We start from the raw sequence: 18,333 nt of genomic DNA, 5'->3' as shown, positions 1-18,333 counted from the left end.
ACGTGCCCAGGTGTGAAACATAGGCACGTGTGGGGTGGGGGGACTTATTTACTGGACTCTTGCTTCGCGATGCGATGTCGTCGGTTTACCAAACTTTGCATACGCGCTTTAATGTTCCTAATAGTCTCATGTTTTGAATGGGAAGCCGAGGCATTCTTTGTTTCGATCTCGATATCGTCGACGGTAGTTTCACCAGTTCGCAGGGAAACCATCTCTGCGTGGTAGCGAATCCAGACTGCAATGGCCGCAGCCACTGGGACTGAAAGGAAGGCTCCAACAATGCCGAATAGTCCGCCACCGACAAGGACAGCAAGAAGCACAATCACTGGGTGTAGATTCATTGCCTTGGATTGCAGCATTGGGGAAAGAATATTTCCCTCGACTTGCTGTACAACAAGGATAAGAATCAGCACCAAGATAGCGGTTGTTGGACCATTTGAAACAAGTGCAATAAGAACGCTAATTGCGCCAGCGGAAACCGCACCAATAATCGGAATAAAACCGGCAAAGAAAGTAATGGTCGCTAATACTAGGGCCAGGGGAACCCCAAGGGCGATTAGCCCGATGCCGATAAACACGGCGTCGATAAATGACACAATGGCTTGTGCGCGAATAAAGCCTGCGAGGGTGTTCCAAGTGCGTGTGAGCACCTCAGTAAGATGCCAGCCTGCGGTCTCGCCGACGTTTTTGCGGACCCACGGAATGAATTGATCACCGTCTTTTAGGAAGAAGAATGTAAGGACCAGAGCTACACCAATTGTGACGCCTACAGAGGAGGCTGCTGAAAGTCCTGAAAACACGCCCGATGCAATATTGCCAGCTTGGCTACTTGCTTGAGCCTGAATACGAGAGACAACCTCATTAGCAATTTCATTAATACCTTCTGCATCCAGGTTTAATGGTGGACCTTTCATCCATTCTTGGATGGTCCGAATGCCAACCATTGCTTGGGCAAACAGTATCTTTGTTTGGCTTGAAACATTTGGCGCCATGGAAGCAAATAGGCCACCAATGGCTGCAAACATTGCAATAAGAACCAAAGCTGAGGCTATACCTCCATTGATACCGCGGTCGCGCAGCCACTTTACCGGGGGCCAAAGCACAGTGGACATTAAAATCGCAAGTAATATAGGCAAGAGTCCTTGCCAGACTTGAGCTAACCCCAGCCAAAGAATATATGCTGCTCCGGCCATCACAATAAAACGTAAGGCCCAACCAGCCACCCATCGCCCATCTTGGCCGAGGATTAATGCGCGGTCTACTTTTGGAGCCGGGCGCGACGATCCAGGTACAGCGTCGTCGTGGGTTCCGGAATCACTATGAGGCGGAGTTGCCTTAGGATGGGTACCCCGCTCGCCTTCAACAAAATTCATGATTGATTCCGTTGGATCAGATTGGTTATTCATTATCGGTTCACTTTGCCATAAGAAAACGTACGAACCAACATACTTCGCCGATTTGTTACGTTTATGGGGATAGAGAATGCTTGTAGAGCATATAGTATCGGAAATGTTCCAAGTAACCCAACAGAGAATATATTTTATACAACTTAATTGTTGGCATTTGCTTTAATTTAAATGCTTAAATTATGAATAGTTGGAAGTTGCTATCAAAGTTAGGAGGTGCAGAATGGCAACTATCGCAATTATCGTCGTGCTGTTTATTGCGTCTGCCGCTGGGCTGGTCGGGAGTCTTAAATCGGCCATCGCGGGTAACGCTCAGGGTGTGCACTTAGGGCTGCTTATTGGCATAGTGACTATGCTCATTGCTGTGGGAGTAATTCTCTATAGTTCATACTGGCAACGCCCGCTTAATACGCTCGAACTTTTGATTTTCGTGGCGGTTATGGGGGCTGCTTCCTGGCTGGCTTTTCGGAAGACTGATCTTCCGGAAAACCAGTAATTCTGCGATACACATACGTTTGGGATAGTAAAAAACTGGCATTATAATTACCATTAAAATTCCAAACGTTAGAGTCGTGGCAAACCTGGTGTATGAGGTGAAAATACTAAACACCACGAGTTGGGGGTAATGTGTTCTCCCAGCTTGGAATCCAAGGGAAATGCGACTCTAAATGCTACCCTGATTATCCGCAGAGTAATTTACCCAAAGTAGTAGTAGTGGATTTATAAAAACTAGAATCGCTGTCATTAATAGTGGAAATACGAATCCGGTTACCAGTGAAAAAGCGAATATTCTTGTGTCAAGATCGCTTCCGGGTATTGGGAAATTATAAAAAATTGGGCATATTGAATTGGTAAAGAGGTGTATGAAAGAACAATAGAATTAATAAAAATAATGGCGCAGCTATTTAGGAAATTTAGCTGTTTGATAATGTAGCGAACACTTGGTGTTATTCCTAATGTTGATGCGGTAGCGGCATGGCGAAACACGGCTAATATCGGTACGTCTACGCATGTACTGGCAGCTCCTGCAGGTAGTGATGCAGTGACCAACGAGTTGGAATAGGTGTACGTGAAGCTCGGTAGATCTTGGATAATATTGTAAACAAAAACTTCAAGGGCTATAGAGAGTACATAGAAAATAAAATGTGGTACCCGAAAACCAAAAAAGCGGCTTTTTGAATGCTGCCTTAAAGCCAAATAGTACTGCTTCTGTGAAGTCGATTGTATTTTAGGAAGTAGTGGAATGCGCAGACGATTGGGTTCTATTGAAGCTATAAGGGGCATGGGGGTATATCGGATATGCCTGGGTCATTATTGTCTGTTCCTTGATTCAGAATAGTTTCTTACTATGCACAGCTTTTGTTTGTGCAGTATAGGCAACTGAAAAAGGGCTACCCAGAAACAGGTAGCCCAAACACGAAAAGTTCGTGCAGTTGAGGTTAGCTAGTCTCCTCCTTGATATAGCCGAATCGATGGTTTGTTGTTGATACGGCTTGTTCTTTGAGGAAGTGCAGCAGTTCGCGGCGGCCATCGGCAAGTACGGGGCCATCAATAACTACTGAGCCATTGAGTGCTGCCCATTCGTAGATTGTGGTGGGAACGGGTGCGTCGCCAATGGCACGGATTCGTGAATGTGGTGGGAACCATTCGTGGGTTTCCAATTTGCGTAATTCGGTGCCAGTGCGCAGTGCGGCCAGCTTAAGGCGATTAAATTGTTCTTCATCATCGCCGACCACATACAGGGTTTCTAGCGGACGGTATCGGAACACATTGGATTCGCAACGCAGGCCAGTAAAATCTTGCTCCACACCAAATTCTGTGCGCCATGCGATTTCATCGAGGGCAGCAGCACGCTTTAGGAATTCTGTATTCGCTAATTCCCGGTAAGCAGGAGGCAAACTCACTGATGGAACATCGGATTCAATATCCTCCCATGTACCCAATTGGGCCACATAGTTTGGTCCTCCAGCTTTAGCGCCGACGCCCACAGAGGAGTTCTTCCAACCGCCGAATGGCTGCCGCTGAACAATCGCGCCAGTAATGCCGCGGTTGATATAGGCGTTACCAACCTCAACTTTTTCTTTCCACAATTCCACTTCATCTTCGTCCAATGAGTGGATACCACCGGTCAGGCCAAAACCGGTGCTGTTTTGCCATTCAATGGCTTGCTCTAGTGACTCAGCGTGCATAATGCCAAGTACCGGACCAAAGCATTCATGGGTATGGAACCAGCTACCTGGACGAACATTATCACGAATACCAGGAGACCATAGGGTGCCTTCATCATTGAGTTTTTCTGGCTTTACCAGCCAAGATTCCCCAGTTTCCAGAGTGGTTAAACCACGGTGGAGTTTTTCTCCTGGAGGGGAAATTAAACCATTCATTGTGGTGGAAAGTTCGTGGCCATAGCCTACGCGTAGGGTGCGGGTGGCGTCGATAAGCTGATCGGTAAAGCGCCCAACGTCACCGACCAGAATAACTAATGAAGCCGCAGAACACTTCTGACCGGCATGGCCGAATGCAGATTTATACACATCGGCAACAGCCAAATCCGGATCAGCAGATGGGGTAACAATAATGGCATTCTTACCGGAGGTTTCTGCATGAATATTCATTTCTGGTTTCCATCCGCGGAATAGCGATGCAGTTTCGGAAGCACCAGTAAGAATAATTGCATCCACATCAGGGTGGGACATAAGGCGGCGTCCGGCGTCAGCTTCATCGGTGTGCATAAGCTGTACAAGGTCTTCGCCAATGCCGGCCTTGCGGAGTGCAGTTAGTGCCACCTCAGCGCATCGCCGCACTTCAGGCGCTGGTTTCAGGATCGCTTTTGCACCCGCTGCCAATGATGCAAATACGCCACCGAGCGGAATAGCCACTGGGAAGTTCCATGGCGAAGCAACTACTACCAGATTATGTGGGGTGAACTTTGAGTGTCCGGGAGTATTCAGTGCGTTTGCACAGCGAGCATAGTAGCGAGCAAAGTCAATGGCCTCAGAAACCTCTGGGTCTGCTTCTGCAATGGTTTTACCAGCCTCATGGGTCATGACGCCCAATAGATCTTGGCGGATATTTTCAAGTTCATCGGCGGCACGCTGCAATAATGCGGTGCGCTCGGCGATATCTAAACGGGGTGACTTTAAAAGACCCGCGACCGTTTTATCAACTTCTTCCACATCTGTAATGAGCCTCCACTTTGGCTGTGGATCCTCCAAAGTACGCGCCCATTCCAGGGTGGAAAGCAGTGCCGGGTCGGAATCGGAAGCATTGAAGGTTTCTGGGGTGGAGAGGCGTCGAGAATCCTCAGCAACCTTCCAGCGTTGGGCAACAGACTCCCGGAACCGTGCTTCCTGCTCAGTAAGGTCGCCACCGAAAAGTGCATACAGGAAGTTTTCGGGTGCGCCATTTTCCTCAAGGCGGCGCACTAGATAGCTCACCGCGACGTCAAAATCCTCGGCGTGTACCACCGGCGTATATAAAATAACGGTACCCACGGCTTGGCGCACAGCTTCTGCTTGGGCTGGGGCCATACCCTGCAGCATTTCCACATCGAGTTGCGTTTCGACGCCGCGCTCAACGCTAAGCTCATACGCAGAAGCCACCGAAAAAAGATTGTGGGACGCAATACCCACACGAACATTCTCATGCTCAGGACGCAAAATGTAGTCCATCATGCGCAGGAAGTTTGCATCTACTTCCTCTTTAGTGGCATATGGAGCTGGATACCAGCCATGTAGCTCAGCATCCACTTTCTCCATAGACAAGTTCGCCCCTTTCACCAGGCGGATCTTAATCTTTGCACCACCAGCTGCTGCTCGCCGTTTAGCAAAATCAGCTAATTGCTGGAGCGCCTGGAAGGAGTCCGGCAGATATGCTTGCAATACAATGCCTGCTTCAAGGCCTAGGAACTCTTCCTCCATAAGGAGCTCTTCAAACAGGCGAATTGTTACGTGGAGGTCTTTATATTCCTCCATATCCAAATTAATAAAAGGATGCGGACTGCGCTGCAAAGCCAAGCGATACAGTGGGCGGAGCCGCTCCTTTAAAAGCTCGGTATTGCCATCAATATCCCACGGGTTTAACTGTGCAACTACCGATGTAGCTTTAATGGAAACATAGTCCACTCGTGGGTTTTTCAGTAGCTCCATAGTGCGGGTCAATCGGTTATTTGCTTCACCATCGCCAAGGACGGCCTCACCGAGAAGATTGACATTCAGACGATAGCCCTTGGCTTTCGACTCATCCAGCAATTTATTGAGGGCCTTGCCTTCAGCGTCAAGCACCAAATGGCTTACCATCTGCCGCAGCCGAGTACGAGCAGCAGGCATAATGAAATTAGGCACAAACTTTGCCATCTTTGCGCCAGTATTTACTAGTGCGCGATCAATTGGTCCAATAAATCCAGGAAGCTCAGTATCCGTAAGTTTGGTGAGCTCCCGCGCAGCTACCTGATTATCCTGCGGGCGAGCAACACGATCCACAAAGCGCATAGTGAATTCCACGCCCGAAGGATCGTGCACCATCGCCGCAAGTTGTTCCGTTTCTTTTGACTTAGCGGATTTCTGCTCTGCAGCTAGCCACTCATTGGCGCGTGCAATAATGCGCTCCTGCAGGTTTTCAAGATCACGATTGATATAGCTCATGAGTTGTTCTCCTTCTTGTATTACATACTGAACAGTTTTGAACTGGTTGGGGGAGTAGTACACAAGAGGGTCGGGGGCCGATCCCCTGCAGGGCGAACTCGGCCACCCACCGTTTGGGGCAGTAATGCGGACACAGCGTTCCTGGCTGCGAGGGTACTGCAGGATAAAAGAACCTCATGCTTGAGTGTGGGACACAGCGACAGTTGCGCCTCCGAAGGGGCTGCCAAGAGTGCCTCACTTTCGCTTTTGTAGTGGGAAAATACGAATTTTTAGTAGGTGCCAAATTTGGATGTATGCGTGACATAACCCGAATACTAGGAATTTTATGGTTCACATCACCTAATAGCTAGAGGGGGTAAGGGAGGGGTTAAGAACTGAACTGTTTCCCGTTTGTTCGACTGTACTTGGCTGAGGTTTGGGACTGGCTTGGCTTTTGGCCTGGTTTTGCCCTGGTTTTGCCCTGGTTTTGCCCTGGTTTTGCCCGGTGGTTTGGTTGTGTGCGTCTGGTGACCTGGGATTTGGTTAGGGTTGGGTGGGCTCTCGTCGGGAGGTGCTTGGTCTTTTTGGGTGCTGGTTGGGTGCCGGTTGGGCGTGTTGTCACAGATTCCATTTTTTCGGCGGATTTTATGGAATCTGCGACAAACCCCAGGTCAACGGTTGTGTGCAATGTTGCTTGCTGTCACAAATTCCATTTTTAAAGGCGATTTTATGGAATCTGCGACAGTAGGGATGAAAACATCGCTAGTTCGATAGGGTGTGCCTATCAAGCACTCCTGGAGAGCCTGGAAACTTCAGCCCATGCGCCTGTGAGTCAGCCCGTGTTCTGAGTGGTCAGTTACATGGGTTGTGCTCAAACCAAAACTTCCAGCCGCAAAGAGTATGGAAAGAAAACTAGTTGAACTTACGGGATAGGTTCTGGGCCGTTGTATGTGGCCGCTTCGATTGCGGGGGTTATCGAGGGAAGGTTATTCGTACAAACTTATGGAAGATTGAATTCAGGAGTGCTTAGCATATGGAAAGAGGCTCCTTGAGCTGCGAAAACAAAAAAGTTGAGTCGAACGGGAACAAGTTTGTTAGATTGTCCGTTATACAGATTGAAAAGCTTGAGTGGTTTTGGCTCAAGGTGGCTGCTAATCTAGTGACTGAAGGTTGAGCCGAGCTGTATCAATCTCAAGCTTTGATGAAGTTGCACTAATAACCCGAAATATCAGGAGGAAAAACTATGGGACGTGCAGTAGGCATTGACCTCGGCACCACAAACTCAGTTGTTGCAGTGCTTGAAGGTGGTGATCCGGTAGTTATTGCAAATGCCGAAGGTTCTCGCACCACACCATCTGTGGTAGCTTTCGCGAAAAACGGCGAAGTATTAGTTGGTCAGTCAGCTAAAAACCAGGCTGTCACCAACGTGGATCGCACCATTCGTTCCGTAAAGCGTCACATGGGTGAGGATTGGAATGTTGGTATCGATGAGAAGAAGTACACTCCTCAGGAAATTTCCGCACGTACCCTGATGAAGCTGAAGCGCGATGCTGAAGCGTACCTTGGAGAAGAAGTTACTGATGCGGTCATTACCGTTCCTGCTTACTTCGAAGATGCTCAGCGTCAGGCAACAAAAGAAGCCGGCCAGATTGCTGGTTTGAATGTGCTCCGCATTATTAACGAGCCTACGGCCGCTGCACTTGCTTATGGTCTTGAAAAAGGTGATAAAGAGCAAACCATCCTGGTATTTGACCTCGGCGGTGGCACCTTTGACGTTTCTTTGTTGGAAATTGGTGATGGTGTTGTAGAGGTTCGCGCAACCGCTGGTGACAATGCCCTCGGTGGTGATGACTGGGATCAGCGCATTGTTGATTGGCTTGTGGAGAAGTTTAAGGCAAGCTCCGGTATTGATCTGACCAAGGACAAGATGGCTATGCAGCGTCTCCGTGAGGCAGCTGAAAAAGCCAAGATTGAACTATCTTCAGCACAGACTGCAAGCATTAACCTGCCTTATATCACTGTTGATGCAGACAAAAACCCATTGTTCTTGGATGAGACCCTGTCTCGGACAGAATTCCAGCGGATCACCCAAGACCTTCTGGATCGCACAAAGGCACCGTTTAACCAGGTTATTAAGGATGCAGGTGTCTCCATTAAAGATGTAGACCATGTTGTGCTTGTTGGCGGTTCTACCCGTATGCCTGCAGTAACTGATTTGGTAAAGGAGCTCACGGGTGGACGTGAACCCAATAAGGGTGTGAACCCAGATGAGGTTGTTGCCGTTGGTGCTGCACTTCAAGCTGGTGTTATCCGTGGCGAAGTAAAGGATGTGCTGCTCCTCGACGTCACTCCGCTGTCACTCGGTATTGAAACCAAGGGTGGGGTTATGACCAAGCTCATTGAGCGGAATACTGCTATCCCGACCACGCGTTCCGAGACCTTTACCACTGCTGAAGACAACCAGCCTTCGGTACAGATTCAGGTTTTCCAGGGTGAGCGTGAAATCGCACAACACAATAAGTTGCTTGGCTCCTTTGAACTTGGTGGTATTGCTCCGGCGCCTCGCGGTCTGCCTCAAATCGAAGTCACCTTCGACATTGACGTTAACGGTATCGTGCACGTAACTGCGAAGGATAAGGGTACCGGCAAGGAAAACACCATTAAGATCCAAGATGGTTCTGGCCTGTCCCAGGAAGAAATTGATCGGATGATCAAGGACGCTGAAACCCATGCTGAGGAAGACAAGCGTCGCCGCGAAGAGCAAGAAGTACGTAACTCTGCAGAGTCCATGGTCTACCAGACTCGTAAGTTCGTTACCGATAATGAGGACAAGATCTCCGATGAGATCAAGGACAAGGTTGAAGGTGCGGCAAAAGACGTTGAAGAGTCACTCAAGGGTGACAATATCGACGACATTAAGAAGGCTGTAGATACTCTTTCCACCGTTTCTCAAGAGTTGGGCAAGGCGATTTACGAAGCTGAAGCTGCGAACGCTTCCACTGCTTCGAGCACCACAACAACCGATAACGATGTTGTTGATGCTGAGGTAGTTGACGAGGAAGAAGAGAAGAAGTGACCGACAACCCGCGTGACCCTGAACTAGATAAGGCGATTGACGAGGCGCTTGCTGAAGCTGAGGTCGCGGCTGCCGAAGCAGAAGCTGCAGATTCGGAGGCTTCTCCAGATGCATCCGAAGATGTGAAGGCGGATGCTGAACCTGATGAAGCCGAAGACTCTACTACTGCCGAATCAGTTGATGGGGTAGAGGTCGAGCCGGATCATGATGGGGATGGTGAGGTCTCTGATACGGAAGCGGAACTTGCTGAACGCACAGAAGATCTGCTACGTATTACCGCGGAGTACACCAATTATCGACGCCGCACGGAGCGGGAACGTACTGTAGCAATCGAAATGGCAAAAGCCCAGGTAGTAACTGCGTTATTGCCATTGCTCGACGATCTAGATCTGGCGGCTCAACATGGCGCACTGGATGAGGCTGGTCCTTTGAAGTCCTTGAACGATAAGTTCCGGGCTACATTGACTTCCATGAAGGTTGCGGAGTTTGGTGCTGAAGGTGATGATTTTGACCCTGAGCGCCACGAAGCTGTCCAAGATCTTTCCGAAGGCGACGATAAGGCAATTGGAACTGTGCTTCGACGTGGCTATGTTATGGGTGATCGATTGCTTCGAACCGCCATGGTGATTATTGCGGATCGTAAACAGTAGACCGCTACGGGCCCACATTGTCGTGGGCCCGTGAGTGTGTCACTAGCTTTGTTGAACACAATTAATTTCATTGTTTATGACTCAGGAAGGAGGAGCCCAGTAATGCGAAGTGAATGGGCGGAAAAAGACTACTATGCGGACCTGGGTGTCTCCTCGTCCGCGAGCGCCGATGAGATTAAGCGGGCTTACCGTACCCTCGCTCGGGCAAATCACCCAGATAAAAACCCAGGAGACAAAGCTGCGGAGCAGCGTTTTAAAAAAGCTGCAGAAGCATATGATGTTCTTGGCGATGAATCGAAACGTGCCGAATACGATGAGTTCAAACGAACCTTTGCCGCTGGTGGGTTCGGTGGACTCGGAGGTTATGGTGCCGGGTTTCGCGGACAGGACTTCTCGGATATTTTCGGCGGGGGAGGATATAGCCAAGAAGGTGGTTTTGGTGACATCTTCAGTGGCCTTTTCAACCGCAGTGGTGCTACTCGCAACACGGCTCGGGCTACACGAGGGGCCGACGTTGAAACGGAAATTACGCTAGATTTCCGCGAGGCCGCCAAAGGTACAGTTTTCCCAATACAACTCACTGGTCAAGCTCCGTGCTCGGCATGTCATGGGTCGGGTTCTCGTACCGGAAAAACGTCTACATGTACTACATGTAATGGTTCTGGTTTTCGTAGCGAAACTCGCGGCGCTTTCGGCCTTTCCGCTCCGTGTGAAGATTGTGAAGGCACTGGTCAACGTGTTATAGACCCATGCCATGAGTGCTCCGGACTTGGGACGGTTCATAGGACACGGTCCATTACCGTGCGTATCCCAACTGGTGTGATTGATGGCCAGAAAGTTCGTCTTGCCGGCAAGGGTGAAGCTGGGCCGAAAGGCAAGCCTGCTGGCGATCTATTTGTCACGGTACACGTTCGTCCAGACCCCGTATTCACACGTACTGGTGATGATCTTGAAGTAACTATTCCAGTAAGTTTTGCTGAACTCGCATTGGGCGATACCGTTAGCGTGCCTACTTTAGATTTACCCGTACGGGTAAAAATTCCCGCTGGAACGCCGAACGGACGCACATTGCGGGTGCGTGGTCGGGGCGTCGAAAAGCGTGATGGTAGCGCCGGTGACCTTTTGGTAACCGTAAATGTGACTGTGCCTCAGCATCTCGACGCCGCTGCCGCCACCGCACTCCGTACTTATGCTGAAGCGGAGCGTGTCTCAGGTTTTGATCCGCGAGAAGGGTGGGCTGGAGCGAAATGAGTAGGGATAAACCAGATGTAGAGTTTTTTGTCATTTCCGTTGCTGCTGAACTTGCTGGATTGCATGCTCAAACTCTTCGAGCCTACGATCGAATGGGTTTGGTAACGCCGCTGCGATCTCGCGGCGGCGGTCGCCGTTATACCCGCCGTGATGTGGATTTGCTCCGCGAAATCCACCGATTAAGCCAAGAAGAAGGCGTGAATCTTGCAGGTATCAAAACGATTATTTCGTTGGAAACTAAAAATGAACGTCTGCAACGGGATAATGAACGGCTCAATGCGGAAAACAATGAGCTGAAATTGGAACTTGAAAAGCTACGCAATAAGCAGGAGCGGCCTCGCGGTGAAATCGTTCATGTGCCACGCTCAACAGCGGTAGTGATGTGGGAGCCGCGCCGTCGGAAACGCTCGTAGCGCTTTGTGGTGAGGCGCTAATTGTATCGGGGGTGAACACTGTTTTGCTTTTAAAGTTGTGCCCTGATTTCGCATTTTTTCAGTAAAGAATTTTAATCAGTTTTTTTATGTCAAAAATTTAGGATTATCTAGTTTTCCAGTTTTAAGACTCTTGGGGGTGTGAAGCGTGTCTGATAAATGGTTTTAGCGACATAATGCTGATAATGTGGGGGTATCTCGCGGGGGTAATTTTAGCTTGTTGTAGAATTAGTAAATTCATTGTAAATCGCCTGCAAAACCATTGATTTTGGGGCGAAATTGAGCTGGGCGTGAATGCATCAAGATAACTATGACGCACAACACTTCGTTCCATCATTAGGCTTTGGGTTACGCATCCAGTATCGAGTCGAGGAAGGTAACTTGCCTAATGACCATCTATGCAAATCCAGGGGCTGAAGGGTCGCTGATCACCTTCAAGCAGCGTTATGAAAACTTCATTGGTGGTAAGTGGGTGCCACCGATCGGTGGCGAATATATGGAAAACATCACCCCGGTGACTGGTCAAGTGATTTGCGAAGTGCCCCGGTCGAAAGCAGAAGATGTCGAGCTAGCCCTTGATGCAGCCCATGCCGCAAAAGATGCTTGGGCGAGAACATCTCAAGCCGAGCGGGCCCTTATTCTTCATCGAATTGCAGATCGCATGGAAGAGCACCTGGAAATGCTTGCGGTTGCGGAAACATGGGAAAACGGAAAAGCGGTGCGTGAAACGCTGCTAGCGGATATACCACTAGCAATCGACCATTTCCGGTACTTTGCGGGTATTGCGCGAGCCCAAGAAGGGCGTATTTCTCAAATTGACGATGATACTGTTGCGTATCACTTCAAGGAACCAATTGGTGTGGTTGGCCAGATTATTCCTTGGAACTTCCCAATCCTTATGGCTACCTGGAAACTTGCACCTGCGCTTGCCGCAGGCAACTGTATTGTTTTGAAGCCAGCAGCGCAAACACCGGTTTCCATTCTTGTTGTCATAGAGTTAATACAAGATTTACTCCCACCCGGCGTGCTTAATGTGGTGAACGGGCGTGGTACTGAAGTTGGAGATGCGATTACCTCCTCCGACCGAATTTCCAAGATTGCATTTACTGGTTCTACCGCGGTAGGACAGCAAATTCACAGGGCGGTATCCGAAAAAGTTATTCCAGTAACCCTTGAACTTGGCGGAAAGTCACCTTCGGTCTTTTTCCCAGACATTATGGATAAAGACGATGATTTCCGGGAAAAGTGCATTGAAGGTTTAGCCATGTTCGCATTGAACCAAGGTGAAATCTGTACTTGTCCGTCACGAGCCCTTGTACATGAATCCATAGCTGATGAGTTTTTGAAACTTGCAGTGGAGAAGGTGCGGAATATTCGTACTGGTAACCCATTGGACACTGAAACCATGATGGGTGCTCAAGCTTCCCAGGATCAAATGGATAAGATCGCCGGTTATCTTAAGTCTGGCCCTGCCGAAGGCGCAGAAGTTCTCACTGGTGGCCACGTGGCAACCATTGAAGGCTTTGAGGGTGGGTTCTATATCGAGCCGACCATTCTTAAGGGCGATAATTCTATGCAGTGCTTCCAGGAAGAAATCTTCGGCCCGGTCCTAGCTGTGACTACCTTTAAGACCTTTGAAGAGGCAATGGAGATCGCCAATGACACCGTATATGGATTGGGTGCTGGTGTTTGGACGCGTAATCAAAATACTGCGTACCGTGCAGGCCGGGAAATTCAGGCTGGCCGGGTTTGGGTAAATAACTACCATTCGTATCCTGCACATGCTGCGTTTGGCGGCTATAAGTTGTCTGGAATTGGGCGTGAAAATCACGCGATGATGATGGACCACTATCAGGAAACAAAGTGCATGTTGGTTTCTTATAGCGAGAAACCATTGGGCTTCTTCTAATCGTTGAAGCGTATGCGCGTAAAGACCGGTGTAGACCGGTCTTTCGCCATTTTTACACCATATTGAAAAATATTTCCCTTAAGGAGGGGTCATGTCAGATACATTTACAGCGGCAATCGTCGAAGAATTCGGCCCTAATTTGGTAATCGGTGACCTGGAACTGCCAAAGCCGGGCCCGAATCAGGCATTGGTGAAACTTCATGCATCCGGTGTGTGTCATACGGATTTGCATGCCGCAGAAGGCGATTGGCCAGTGAAACCAGAACCGCCATTTGTGCCAGGCCATGAAGGTGTTGGCGAAGTTGTTGCACTTGGGCCAGGAAAACATAGTGTGGATATTGGCGATATTGTTGGCAATGTTTGGCTATGGTCTGCATGCGGTGAATGCGAGCACTGTCGCACTGGTTGGGAAACCTTGTGTAATGATGCAGAATATGGTGGTTACACGGTAGATGGCTCTTTCGGAGAGTACATGCTGGTAGATACTCGTTATTGCGCGCGAATCCCCGAGGGATCCAATCCGGTTGAGGTTGCGCCGATTCTTTGCGCCGGCGTAACGGTATACAAGGGATTGAAGGTTACTGATACCCGTCCTGGGCAATTCGTGGTCATTTCCGGTGTGGGTGGTCTTGGGCATATTGCGGTGCAATATGCCGTTGCGATGGGGTTACGAGTCATTGCCGTGGATATTGCTGATGAGAAATTGGAACTGGCCAAAAAGCATGGTGCTGAGTTTGTGGTAAATGCTCGTGAGCGTGAGCCAGGCCCAGCAATTACCGAATACACAAAGGGTGGTGCACATGGTGTGCTGGTTACCGCTGTCCATCCTCAGGCATTTGGCCAGGCTATAGACATGGCGCGCAAGGGTGGAACCATTGTGTTTAATGGGCTGCCTCCAGGTGACTTCCCCGCACCGATCTTCGATATTGTATTTAAAGCGCTGACCATTCGCGGTTCGCTGGTGGGCACCCGCCAAGACCTCGAGGAAGCGCTTGACTTTTATGCTCGCGGCATGATTAAGCCAACAGTCACAGAGTGCAAGCTCGATGACATCAATACCGTATTCGAAGATATGCGCAAAGGCCGTATTGACGGACGCATGTCGATCCGCTACCCATAAGCCCAGCGGTTTTTGAACCAGCGGTTTTGACCCTGTCCCCGAAAACCAGAATAGTTTTGTTCTAGGCTGTTTGGGGGCGGGGTTATTGTAAAATCTGCCTGTTGTTTTCGGTGGCGGAGCTGGTTTTTCGGAGTCTCCTGGTGTGGCGGCTGCTTTGCCTGGGGTTTGAGGTGGTTTCCTGGGTGTTTGATAGGCTAGCCCTATTGAACTGGTGATGTTTTCATACTGAGTGTCGCAGATTCCATAAAATCGCCTGAAAAAATGGAATTTGTGACAGCAACCAAGATTGCGCACAATCGTTGACCTGGGGTGTGTCGCAGATTCCATAAAAACAGCGAAAAAAATGGAATCTGTGACAGGTTCCCTACCTATCGTGTCACAGATTCCATAAAATCCGCCGAAAAAATGGAATCTGTGACAACACGCCCAACCAGCACCCGAAAGGACCAGGTCGCCGGACGTGCACAACCAAATCCCAGTTCACCACAAGCGCACAAACCCAAGCACAGTGTAGTCCGGCAAACGTGTTTATTATCTGTATGGGAGTTGTGAGATCTGATGGAGGAAGGTTTGGTCTTCCCAGTATCCACTGTGATCGGTTTGGGAATGCCAAACCTCCGCACCAAATTGTGGGTGTGTTGGATCGGGGCCGTGCACGCCTCCAGTTGCTGATGCGCTTAATGCTATCGGATCACGGTCCCCAGTAATCGCAATTATTCTTGGCTCATCTGAGTAAAGATGCAGTTCGGAAGTATTATTTGCACCTGTTCCAGGGCTTCCCATAAAGATTATGGCGTCTGCGTCAAGTCCAGATTGTGCTGCTTTGCCAGCGACTACGGTGCCATAACTATGGGCGAGAATGCTGTGATATTGATCTGGGTTTCGGCGTGCAAGTGCGGCTTGAAATTCGCGTAGCTCAATGGCTCCATATTCTGCAGGCAGAGGAGCAATGCCCGCGGGTACGTTTGGAGGTGCTTGGTAGCCAAGCCAAATAATGGCGGCTCCGGTTTCCTTTGCTAAACGACGCCCCCGGTCCGCATACTGTGGCCAATGCTCGGGGTTGGAACTTCCAACGCCGGGCACAATAGTAGCAACGTGTGGAGAATGCTCTATATCGCCATACGCAACCACGATATGCTCATCTCCTAGTTCTAATATTTTTCCATCACTACCGATAATCTGTTCGATGGCGGTATTGGTATTGAATTCATGCAATGCTGCTATGGAAAGTGAATCAGAATCCGCGAATCTTCGTTCAATACGGTTAGGGGCTGGAGTACAAAGAAAATCTATTTCTGCAGCGCAGGCGGCATCAAGGGCTTCGCCCATGGCTTGGATGTGTCGCAAAAAATCCGTTACGAGTTCAGATTCATCGCCAAATGCCCGGGCTTTTTCCCATGCAAAATCCAAATCCATTTGTGCTTGTGCTGTTGCTATAAGGACATCCGCAACTAGATCTTGGATTTTTCCAATCTCTTCCCAATGGCTCTGTATCTGCTTGGCTTCTTCCCGTGCACGATCGAAAAATACGCCAGTGCCATTGAGTACGGGATTAAAAAACTGTGTTGTACGTAAGCTTTGAGCGCACTCTTCGGCGCATAAAGCATTTATAGGCATGCAAGCCGCCATGCGGTGGCAAGGTCTCTATCGTACGCACTATTTAAAAACTGTTGGACATGAACGGTCCAATCATTAGTGGCATCCCGTAAATGGTCTGCGTGCGCCTGCCAATTCGCCGAAGCCCGGGCGAGAGCGGCGTCGGTAAGCGGTCCACCAATGGGAATACTTGTACCTAATTGGGGCGCAGGGAAATGGACTGTTTGATGAGGGTCAAATTCAAGAGTCATACCTTTGACACTGACATGGGCTAGTGACAATACGCATTATGAAGGCAAAATATCAACCAAAAACTGTGGAGAACTCCAAGAAACTCACATACAGTGAGCACTATGCGAATCGCAGCGGTGCAAATCCAAACCGGGCCCGATATCCTGGAGAATTTAGCAAAAGTAGAGCACTGGGCGCGGAAAGCCGCGAACCTTGGTGTTGAGCTTATGGTGTTCCCCGAGGCCACAATGAAAGCATTTGGTACTGGGCGCCTGGACAATATTGCGGAAGACCTCGATGATGCATTTGCTAGTAAAATTCGGGAACTTGCAGAAGAGCTCGAAGTGGTCATCGTACTTGGCATGTTCTGCCCAGCAGATATTCATCAAGGGAAAAACCGGATTTATAATACTGCGCTAATTACTGGGCCAGGCATACATCGTGGATACCAGAAAATACATACATATGATGCTTTTGGTTTCCGCGAATCCGATACCGTAAAACCAGGGACAGAACTTGTGGTCTTTCCTTGGAAAGGCGCAAACATTGGGGTAGCAGTATGCTTTGACGTGCGATTTCCGCAGCAATTCCAGGATTTGGCGCGAAATGGTGCTCAGGTCATTGTGCTTCCAGCATCTTGGTCATCTGGGCCGGGGAAAGTAGAGCAATGGCAATTGCTTACTGCCGCTAGGGCACTTGATTCCACTTCATTTCTTATCGCCTGTGATCAAGCATTACCTGTAACAGAAAACTCTGATGGGGCTCCGACTGGGGTGGGCCGTTCCGCAATTATTGGACCAACGGGCGTGAGAATCGCAGAAGCCAACGAACAAGAAGAAATTATCTATGCCGATATCGATATTTCACAGGTGGAACGCGTGCGAACAACGATCCCGGTGCTATAGCGGGTCATGCTGGATAATTGCCAATGGGGTTCCAGCTTCAATCATGGCTTCTTTAATGGCTTTTACTTCATTTGGTGGGCCAGCGATAAGAATATCTCGGTCATCCCATGTTCCATATGATGTAACAACTTCACCTAAGGTTCCGGTTTGTCGCAAATGAAGTCCGCGGGGTGGCTGTGAATGTTTGGTAGCACCAACAAGCCAACTATCCTTTGGATTTGTTGAAACTGGTATTACAGATAACCACGGTGCCGTGCCTGCAATATTCCATAAATCAAGGAGATCGTATAATTCGCCAGGGTACTCGGCGCCGAAAAAGAGGTGTACCCGTGGTTGTCCTTGGCGTGCCGCAAGTTCAAGCAATATGGCGCGCATGGGGGCGAGCCCGGTGGTATGCGCGATCATGAGGATATCTCGGCGGTAATCAACATGCATTTGTCCGAGCGGAGTTCCGAAAATCCATTCGTCCCCAATTCTTGCTTTGGCAAGTGTGCGCGAACATTCATCTGTTGCGCGCACATGAAATTCCATATGTCCATACCTATTTGGGGGTAATGCTGGGGAAAGGAAGCGCCAATGGCCGCCTAATAAAGGCATGGTGACAGGAAGATATTGGCCAGCTGTAAAAGGTATGGGTTCTGCTTCTAGGCGCACTACATAGATATCACGACTGCGCTGCTGCGTTGCTACCACGCGACCGTGATAGGTAATTCGTTCGCCGCCTGCTTCGGCTTCCCTGGCGGCATTGGACATAATCTCCGCAGCTTTTACGAATATCAACTCGGTTTCGCTGATTTCTGTAGCAGGTACGGTATCTTTGGCCACGGAACGCAGGGCGCTGCACATTGCCTGGGCGAATATTTCATAGTGTTCTGGTCGTGCCCCAAAACGAAGGTGTTCCTCGGCAAGTTGGCGAAGTACGCTGACGGTTTTCTCGTCGAATGGGGAGCGTTGAATCAAATAACAAACTGCATCAACGAGAGAACTATGCGCAGGTGAGGGAAACAGTAGCAACGTTTCTGGGCGTGCTCTTGTAAAGAGTTGCTGGGTGCGTTCCCGGAACTCTTCTGCATTGGCGCGAAGGCAGTCGATGATCACGACTACATTTTGCCTCATATTTGCAGGTTGAGTGATAC

At 49.4% G+C, this 18,333-nt stretch carries 13 protein-coding genes; 8 read left to right on the top strand and 5 right to left on the bottom strand.

Going from position 1 to position 18,333, the window contains the following annotated elements; translation table 11 throughout:
- Positions 1–44: 44 nt before the first annotated feature.
- A complete protein-coding gene (locus tag CFREI_RS12260; protein WP_051255989.1) occupies positions 45–1,406 on the bottom strand; it encodes an AI-2E family transporter in 1,362 nt (453 codons plus the stop codon).
- 223 nt (positions 1,407–1,629) lie between these two features.
- Between CFREI_RS12260 and CFREI_RS12255 the strand changes: the two genes are divergently transcribed.
- Positions 1,630–1,902 (top strand): hypothetical protein, encoded by a 273-nt coding sequence (locus CFREI_RS12255; protein WP_027012952.1) that lies wholly within the window; start codon positions 1,630–1,632, stop codon positions 1,900–1,902.
- A 943-nt stretch (positions 1,903–2,845) separates the two neighbouring features.
- On the opposite strand, the gene CFREI_RS12250 is transcribed toward CFREI_RS12255, so the two are convergent.
- Positions 2,846–6,049: a bifunctional proline dehydrogenase/L-glutamate gamma-semialdehyde dehydrogenase gene (locus CFREI_RS12250; protein ID WP_035112210.1), complete on the bottom strand. Its 3,204-nt coding sequence runs from the start codon at positions 6,047–6,049 to the stop codon at positions 2,846–2,848.
- Between the two features lie 1,222 nt (positions 6,050–7,271).
- Here CFREI_RS12250 and dnaK point away from each other — a divergent pair.
- From dnaK to adhP, 6 genes are all read left to right on the top strand, one after another.
- The gene (dnaK, locus tag CFREI_RS12245) at positions 7,272–9,104 is read left to right on the top strand and encodes a molecular chaperone DnaK (protein ID WP_027012955.1); all 1,833 of its coding nucleotides are present in this window, start codon (positions 7,272–7,274) and stop codon (positions 9,102–9,104) included.
- Entirely contained in the window at positions 9,101–9,754 is a 654-nt protein-coding gene (gene grpE / locus CFREI_RS12240) for a nucleotide exchange factor GrpE (RefSeq protein ID WP_027012956.1), read from the top strand. Before dnaK ends, grpE begins: the two co-directional genes overlap by 4 nt.
- A 102-nt stretch (positions 9,755–9,856) precedes the next feature.
- Positions 9,857–11,005 carry a molecular chaperone DnaJ gene (gene dnaJ / locus CFREI_RS12235; RefSeq protein ID WP_027012957.1) on the top strand — a complete coding sequence of 383 codons (1,149 nt, stop codon included), beginning with the start codon at positions 9,857–9,859 and terminating at the stop codon, positions 11,003–11,005.
- Entirely contained in the window at positions 11,002–11,418 is a 417-nt protein-coding gene (locus tag CFREI_RS12230; RefSeq protein ID WP_027012958.1) for a heat shock protein transcriptional repressor HspR, read from the top strand. The genes dnaJ and CFREI_RS12230 overlap by 4 nt, the downstream gene beginning before the upstream one ends.
- Before the next feature lie 406 nt (positions 11,419–11,824).
- The gene (gene exaC / locus CFREI_RS12225; protein ID WP_027012959.1) at positions 11,825–13,345 is read left to right on the top strand and encodes an acetaldehyde dehydrogenase ExaC; all 1,521 of its coding nucleotides are present in this window, start codon (positions 11,825–11,827) and stop codon (positions 13,343–13,345) included.
- A gap of 91 nt (positions 13,346–13,436) precedes the next feature.
- On the top strand, positions 13,437–14,465 hold the full coding sequence (gene adhP, locus CFREI_RS12220) for an alcohol dehydrogenase AdhP (protein ID WP_027012960.1): 1,029 nt from the start codon (positions 13,437–13,439) through the stop codon (positions 14,463–14,465).
- A 531-nt stretch (positions 14,466–14,996) separates the two neighbouring features.
- Here the strand turns inward: adhP and CFREI_RS12215 are convergent.
- Both CFREI_RS12215 and CFREI_RS12210 read right to left on the bottom strand, forming a co-directional pair.
- Positions 14,997–16,082, bottom strand: a complete 1,086-nt coding sequence (locus CFREI_RS12215; protein ID WP_051255990.1) for an alpha/beta hydrolase — start codon at positions 16,080–16,082, stop codon at positions 14,997–14,999.
- Positions 16,073–16,312, bottom strand: coding sequence for a hypothetical protein (locus tag CFREI_RS12210; protein ID WP_027012961.1), 240 nt, complete (start codon positions 16,310–16,312; stop codon positions 16,073–16,075). Before CFREI_RS12210 ends, CFREI_RS12215 begins: the two co-directional genes overlap by 10 nt.
- A 102-nt stretch (positions 16,313–16,414) precedes the next feature.
- On the opposite strand from CFREI_RS12210, the gene CFREI_RS12205 reads away from it, so the two are divergent.
- Positions 16,415–17,197 (top strand): carbon-nitrogen hydrolase family protein, encoded by a 783-nt coding sequence (locus CFREI_RS12205; RefSeq protein ID WP_027012962.1) that lies wholly within the window; start codon positions 16,415–16,417, stop codon positions 17,195–17,197.
- Here CFREI_RS12205 and CFREI_RS12200 read toward each other — a convergent pair.
- Positions 17,192–18,313: an FAD-binding oxidoreductase gene (locus CFREI_RS12200; RefSeq protein WP_084170780.1), complete on the bottom strand. Its 1,122-nt coding sequence runs from the start codon at positions 18,311–18,313 to the stop codon at positions 17,192–17,194. The genes CFREI_RS12205 and CFREI_RS12200 overlap by 6 nt on opposite strands.
- Positions 18,314–18,333: the final 20 nt, after the last annotated feature.

The sequence above is a fragment of the Corynebacterium freiburgense genome (genome assembly GCF_030408815.1).
GTDB lineage: Bacteria > Actinomycetota > Actinomycetes > Mycobacteriales > Mycobacteriaceae > Corynebacterium > Corynebacterium freiburgense.
Note: the sequence above shows the minus strand (reverse complement) of the source record. Positions and strands in the feature narration are given on the sequence as shown.

What these genes read in the sequence shown, in the direction of transcription:
- CFREI_RS12255 (WP_027012952.1), top strand. Translation starts at nt 1,630, where the DNA reads ATGGCAACTATCGCAATTATCGTCGTGCTGTTTATTGCGTCTGCCGCT.
- adhP (WP_027012960.1), top strand. Translation starts at nt 13,437, where the DNA reads ATGTCAGATACATTTACAGCGGCAATCGTCGAAGAATTCGGCCCTAAT.
- dnaK (WP_027012955.1), top strand. Translation starts at nt 7,272, where the DNA reads ATGGGACGTGCAGTAGGCATTGACCTCGGCACCACAAACTCAGTTGTT.
- CFREI_RS12250 (WP_035112210.1), bottom strand. Translation starts at nt 6,049, where the DNA reads ATGAGCTATATCAATCGTGATCTTGAAAACCTGCAGGAGCGCATTATT.
- CFREI_RS12215 (WP_051255990.1), bottom strand. Translation starts at nt 16,082, where the DNA reads ATGCCTATAAATGCTTTATGCGCCGAAGAGTGCGCTCAAAGCTTACGT.
- CFREI_RS12230 (WP_027012958.1), top strand. Translation starts at nt 11,002, where the DNA reads ATGAGTAGGGATAAACCAGATGTAGAGTTTTTTGTCATTTCCGTTGCT.
- CFREI_RS12200 (WP_084170780.1), bottom strand. Translation starts at nt 18,313, where the DNA reads ATGAGGCAAAATGTAGTCGTGATCATCGACTGCCTTCGCGCCAATGCA.
- dnaJ (WP_027012957.1), top strand. Translation starts at nt 9,857, where the DNA reads ATGCGAAGTGAATGGGCGGAAAAAGACTACTATGCGGACCTGGGTGTC.
- CFREI_RS12260 (WP_051255989.1), bottom strand. Translation starts at nt 1,406, where the DNA reads ATGAATAACCAATCTGATCCAACGGAATCAATCATGAATTTTGTTGAA.
- exaC (WP_027012959.1), top strand. Translation starts at nt 11,825, where the DNA reads ATGACCATCTATGCAAATCCAGGGGCTGAAGGGTCGCTGATCACCTTC.
- CFREI_RS12210 (WP_027012961.1), bottom strand. Translation starts at nt 16,312, where the DNA reads ATGACTCTTGAATTTGACCCTCATCAAACAGTCCATTTCCCTGCGCCC.
- CFREI_RS12205 (WP_027012962.1), top strand. Translation starts at nt 16,415, where the DNA reads ATGCGAATCGCAGCGGTGCAAATCCAAACCGGGCCCGATATCCTGGAG.